Annotated in this window: 1 protein-coding gene; it reads right to left on the bottom strand. The window is 71.0% G+C overall.

Going from position 1 to position 4,933, the window contains the following annotated elements; genetic code table 11:
- On the bottom strand, window positions 1-4,933 hold a 4,933-nt coding region (locus tag IE247_RS33750), incomplete at both ends, for a non-ribosomal peptide synthetase (protein WP_190127192.1).

A 4,933-nucleotide genomic window follows, 5' to 3' on the forward strand; every position in this document is an offset into this window, starting at 1 on the left:
ACCACACCCTTCGGCCGCCCCGTAGACCCCGACGTATAAATCACATACGCCGGATGCGAAGGATCGATCACCACTCCGAGATCGGCGGAGGAATAGGCGGAGAGGTCGAGGCCGATGAGTGTGGACTCGTCCACGGTGAGGACCGGACGGGCGTCTTCCGTCATGTCGTCAACACGGTCCTGCGGATACGAGGGGTCCATCGGCACATAGGCCGCGCCTGACTTCACCACCGCCAGCAGCGCCACCACCAGATCGAGCGACCTCGGCAGGGACACCGCCACAAACCGTTCCACTCCGGCGCCCCGCTCCACCAGCCACCGCGCCAGCCGGTTCGCCCGGGCGTTCAGCTCCGCGTACGAGAGGCGCGTCCCTTCGAACACCACGGCCACCGCGTCCGGGCTGCGGGTGACCTGCGCCTCGAACAGCCGCGTCAGTGTCGCCGGTGCGGCCTCGGGGCCGGTGTCGTTCCAGGACCCAAGGACCCGCTCGCGTTCGGCCGCGCTGAGGATCTCCAGTGCGCCGAGGCGCTGTTCCGGGTCGGCGGTCGCGGCATCGAGGAGGCGTACCAAGCGGGCCGCCATGTTCTCGGCGGTGCGGTGGTCGTACAGATCGGCGCTGTATTCGAGGGTGCCGACGAGCCCTTCGGGCTCACCGGCCGGGCCGCGTACCTCGTTGAGGCCGAAGGAGAGGTCGAACTTGGCCGTGCCGACCTCCGCCATGCCCGGGCTCACCTCAAGGCCGGGCAGGACGAGCCGGGGCTCGGCGTTGTTGTGCAGGGTCAGCATGGTCTGGAAGAGCGGGTGCCGGGCCACCGATCTGGCCGGGTTCACCACCTCCACCAAACGATCGAAGGGCACGTCCTGGTGGGCGTAGGCGGCCAGCGCGGTCTCCCGCACCCGTGCCACCAGCTCGCAGAATCGCGGGTCGCCGGAGGTGTCCAGGCGGAGCACGAGAGTGTTGAGGAAGAATCCGACGAGGTCGTCGAGCGCGTCGTCGGTGCGCCCGGCGATCGCGCTGCCGAGCGGGATGTCGGTGCCCGCGCCCAGCCGGGTGAACAGTGCGGCGAGGCCGGCTTGGAGCACCATGAACAGGCTGGCGCCGGACTCGCGGGCCAGCGCGTCGAGGCGGGCGTGGAGTTCGGCGTCGACGGAGACCGGCACGGTTCCGCCGGTGTGGCCGGCCACTGCCGGGCGGGGCCGGTCGGTGGGCAGGTCCAGTTCCCCGGGCAGCCCGTCGAGCGCGTTCGTCCAGTGGGCGATCTGTCCGGCGATCACACTGTCCGGGTCGTCCTCACGGCCCAGCAGCTCCTGCTGCCACAGTGTGTAGTCGGCGTACTGAACAGGCAGCGGGGTCCACTGCGGGGCTCGGCCCGCCCGGCGCGCCGCGTAGGCGTCGGAGAGATCCCGGGCCAGCGGGCCGTTCGACCAGCCGTCCCCCGCTATGTGGTGGATGACCACCACCAGGACGTGCGTCTGAGGGCCGAGCGCGAACAGTTCCGCCTTCAGGGGCGGCTCGGCGGTCAGCTCGAACCGATGGGCCGCGGCGGCGGCCACGGCCTCGGCGAGCAGAGCCTCCCCGGGCTCCCCGGGCTCCCCGGCCTGCCCCGCCTCCTGCCCGTCGGCGGTGATCTCGTGTACCGCAAGCGCCACGGAGGCGGACCCGGGGTCCAGAACGACCTGCCGGGGCACCCCGTCCACCTCCGAGAACACCGTACGGAGGGTCTCGTGCCGGGCCACGACATCGGCGAGCGCCTCGGCGAGCGCGGCACGGTCGAGCACTCCTTCCAGCCGTACGACGAAGGGAAGGTTGTAGTTCGGGCTCGCCCCTTCCAGTTTGTGCAGAAACCACAGCCGGCGCTGGGCGAAGGACAGCGGGATCGCTTCCGGGCGCGGTACGGAGCGGCGGACGGGAGGCCGGCTCCGGCCATGGGCGCTGTCCAGCCGGGTGGCGAGAGCGGCCACCGTCGAGGCCTCGAACACGGCGCGGATGGGGAGTTCCGCCCCCAGTACGGTGCGGATACGGCTGATCAGCCGGGTGGCGAGCAGCGAATGACCCCCCAGGGCGAAGAATCCGTCGTCGATCCCCACCCGGGGCACACCCAGCACCTCGGCGAACAGCCCGCACAAGACCTCTTCCACCGCCGAACGCGGGCCCCGCCCCGAGGCCGGAACCGCGATGTCCGGCACCGGCAGGGCCGCCCGGTCGAGCTTGCCGTTCCTGGTCAACGGCAGTTCACCAAGGAGCGTGAACACAGCCGGAACCATGTACTCAGGCAACCGGCCCGCCGCGAACTCCCGCAACTCCCCGACCTCGGGCACGACGCCCGCGATCGGGACCGCATAGGCCACAATCCGCTGATCCCCCGGACGGTCCTCCCGCACCACCGCCACCACCCGCGCCACTGAAGGATGACCGGACAACACCGCCTCAATCTCACCCAGCTCGACCCGGAAACCCCGCACCTTCACCTGATCGTCCACACGCCCCGCGAACTCCAGCACCCCGTCCACCGACCACCGCGCCAGATCCCCACTGCGATACATCCGCGAACCGAGACGGTCGAACGGATCCGCGACAAACCGCTCCGCCGTCAGACCGGGACGACGCCAATACCCCCGGGCCAACTGCCTTCCGGCGATGTACAGCTCCCCCACCACACCCGGCGGCACCGGCCGCAACCCACCATCCAGCACATACACCCGCGTATTGGCCATCGGGCGGCCTATGGGGACCGTCGTACCGCCCGGCTCCTCGCCCGGGGCGAGAGGGAAGTCGAGGCATCCGACGGTGGCCTCCGTCGGGCCGTAGTGGTTGACCACGGCCACGTCGGGGTGCTGTTCGCGCCATGATTCCAGCGGTCCGGTACGCAGTGCCTCACCGCCGAGCATCAGTTGCTTCACCGGGGCGAACCCGGCCGGCAGCGTGGCGAGCAGCGCCAGATGGCTCGGGGTGGCCTTCATGAACGTCGCCGGGGTGCGGGCCAGCAGCGCCGTCGTCCAGGGGGTCTCGTCGAGTTCGGCCACCACGGCGCACCCCCCGGAGGTCAGCGCTCCGTACAGTCCGGTGACGGACAGGTCGAAGGCGAGCGATGTGGGGACCAGGACCGTGCCGTCCAGGCCGGTGTAGGTGCGCTTGGCGCGGGCCACATAGTCGGCCAGGCCTCGGTGGGCGACCACCACACCCTTCGGTTCGCCGGTCGAGCCCGAGGTGTAGATCACATACGCGGGGTGGTCGGGCAGCAGCGCGGCGACCCGGTCCGTGTCGGTGGGGCGGGTCACGGGCTGCCGCTCCAGCGCCCGCGCGATGTCCGGATGCCCGAGTGACAGTCGTACGGTGTCCGGGCTCTCCGGTAATCCCGCCGCCGCCTCGGCGGTTGTCACCAGCAGCGCGGGGGCGGCGTCGGCGAGCAGGGCGGAGATCCGCGCGCCGGGGTGGGCGAGGTCGATCGGCAGATAGGCGGCCCCCGCCTTGAGTATCGCGAGCAGGGTCACCACCAGTTCGGCGGAGTTGGGCAGTGCGACGGCGACCACCCGCTCCGGTCCGATCCCCCGGGAGATCAGCAGATGAGCCAGGCGGTTGGCCCGGGCCTCGGTCTGCGCATAGGAGAGTTCGGCGTCCGGCGCGGCCGCCGCGCGGGCCCCCGGGGTGGCCGCGGCCTGCCGCTCGAACAGTTCCGGCAGCAGTACGGGGGGCGTCGCCGCGCGGGCGCCGCCGCCGTTCCACTCCACCAGGACGCGGTGGCGCTCGGCCTCGTCCAGTATCTCCAGCGCGCCGATCCGCCGGCCGGGGTCGGCCGTCGCCTGCTCCAGGAGCCGCACCAGCCGGACGGTCAGGGTGCGGACGGTGGCCCGGTCGAACAGATCCGTGCTGTATCCGGCGTACCCCTCGATTCCGTCCGGGGCGCCGAGGGCGGTGGAGGACTCGGTCAGATGGAGCGCCAGGTCGAACTTCGAAGTACCCGGATCCACTTGTTCGGCGACGACGCTCAGGCCGGGCAGTTCGACGCGCGCGTCGAGCCCGTTCGTGAAGGTCAGCATCGTCTGGAACAGCGGGTGCCTGCTCAGCGATCTGTCGGGGTTGAGGATCTCGACGAGGTGCTCGAAGGGCACGTCCTGGTTCGCGTGGGCGGCCAGGTCCGTTTCTCGTACGCGGGCGAGCAGTTCGCCGAAGGCCGGGTCGCCGGAGGTGTCGGTCCGCAGGACGAGGGTGTTGACGAAGAAGCCGACGAGATCATCGAGCGCGTCGTCGGTACGCCCCGCGACGGGGGATCCGATGGGGATGTCGGTGCCCGCGCCCAGCCGGGTGAGCAGCGCGGCGAAGCCGGCCTGGAGAACCATGAACAGCGTCGCCCCATGATCCTCGGCCAGTGCCGAGAGCCGCTGGTGCAGATCGGTTTCGATGCGCACCGGCACCATGCCGCCGCGATGGTTCGCCACGGCGGGTCGCGGGCGGTCGGTGGGAAGCGCCGACTCCGTCGGGAGGTCGGCCAGCGTACGCGTCCAGTACGCCAACTGACGGGAGATCAGACTGTCCGGGTCGTCCTCCCGGCCCAGCAACTCCCGCTGCCAGAGTGTGTAGTCGGCGTACTGAACGGGCAGCGGGGTCCACTCGGGTGCGGTGCCGCGACGGCGGGCGGCGTACGCCGTGGACAGGTCTCGGGCCAGCGGGACCATGGACCAGGCGTCACCGGCGATGTGGTGCACGACGACCAGCAGGGCGTGGGTGTCCGGGCCGAGGGTGAACAGCTCGGCCTTGAGCGGCGGCTCGGTGGTCAGATCGAAACCCGTGGCGGCACCGGCGACGAGTCCTTCGTCCAGTCCGGCGGGGTCGATCCGGTGGACGGGAAGCCGGACCAGCGCCTGGTCCGGGTCGAGGACGACTTGACGGGGTGTTCCGTCGGTGTCCGGGAAGACCGTACGAAGGGTCTCGTGCC

The organism is Streptomyces inusitatus, assembly GCF_014651115.1.
Lineage (GTDB): Bacteria > Actinomycetota > Actinomycetes > Streptomycetales > Streptomycetaceae > Streptomyces > Streptomyces amakusaensis.